Origin of the sequence: Glutamicibacter sp. AOP12-B1-11 (assembly GCF_052379245.1) — a bacterium.
In the GTDB taxonomy this organism is placed as follows: Bacteria; Actinomycetota; Actinomycetes; order Actinomycetales; family Micrococcaceae; genus Glutamicibacter.
In genome coordinates, this window is sequence record NZ_JBQSYL010000085.1 from 1 (window position 1) to 1,098 (window position 1,098).

The 1,098-nt window shown below is 69.8% G+C and carries 1 protein-coding gene; it reads left to right on the plus strand.

Going from position 1 to position 1,098, the window contains the following annotated elements; all coding sequences use genetic code 11:
• The coding region (locus ACT3UQ_RS19700) for an aldehyde dehydrogenase family protein (protein WP_444637819.1) at positions 1-1,098 on the plus strand (1,098 nt) is incomplete at both ends.

The window sequence follows — 1,098 nt, forward strand, 5'->3', positions numbered from 1 at the left end:
GACGAATTCGCGCTGGCCGAAACCCTGGACACCGGCAAGCGCCTGGTCGAATCCGAACTGGACATGGACGACATCATCAACTGCTTCCGCTACTTCGGCAAGCTCTCCGGAACCGATGCCGGGCGGATCGTCGACGCCGGGGACCCGCAGGTGCTCAGCCGCATCGTCTACGAACCGGTCGGCGTCGCGGCGATGATCACCCCGTGGAACTACCCGCTGCTCCAAGCCGCGTGGAAGATCGCCCCGGCGCTGGCCGCCGGCTGCTCCTTCGTGCTCAAACCGGCCGAGCTGAGCCCGTCCACCGCGATCCTGATGATGGAGGTGCTCCACGAGCTGGGTCTGCCGGCCGGGGTGGCGAACCTGGTCACCGGCACCGGCGCGCAGGTCGGCGCGGTCCTCTCCGAGCACCGCGACGTGGATCTGGTCTCCTTCACCGGCGGCCTGGCCACCGGGCGCAAGGTCGCGGCCGCGGCGGCCGGAACGGTGAAGAAGGTCGCCCTGGAGCTGGGCGGGAAGAACCCGAACGTGATCTTCGCCGACGCGGACTTCGACGCCGCGGTGGACAACGCGCTGAACGGCGCGTTCGTGCATTCGGGGCAGGTCTGCTCGGCCGGGGCGCGGATCATCGTGGAGGAATCCATCGCGGAGCGGTTCGTCGACGAACTGGTGCGCCGTGCGGAGCAGATCACCCTCGGCGGCCCGTTCGATGAGCACGCCGAAACCGGGGCGCTGATCTCCGCGGAGCATCTGGGAAAGGTCGAGGCGTATGTGCAGTCCGGGCTCGCCGAAGGCGCCCGGCTGCGCTGCGGGGGCCGGGCGGCCACCGAGGCGGACGGCCCCGGGCTGGGGGCGGGGCATTTCTACCTGCCCACCGTCTTTGACCAGGTGGCCCGCGGCATGTCGGTGGTCATCGAGGAGGCCTTCGGCCCGGTGGTCACCGTGGAGACCTTCGCCACCGAAGATGAGGCGGTGGCTACCGCCAACGACACCGACTACGGGCTGGCCGGGGCGGTGTGGAGCCAGGACGCGTCCAAGACCCAGCGGATCGCGGCCCGGTTGCGCCACGGGACGATCTGGATCAACGACTTCCACCCCTAC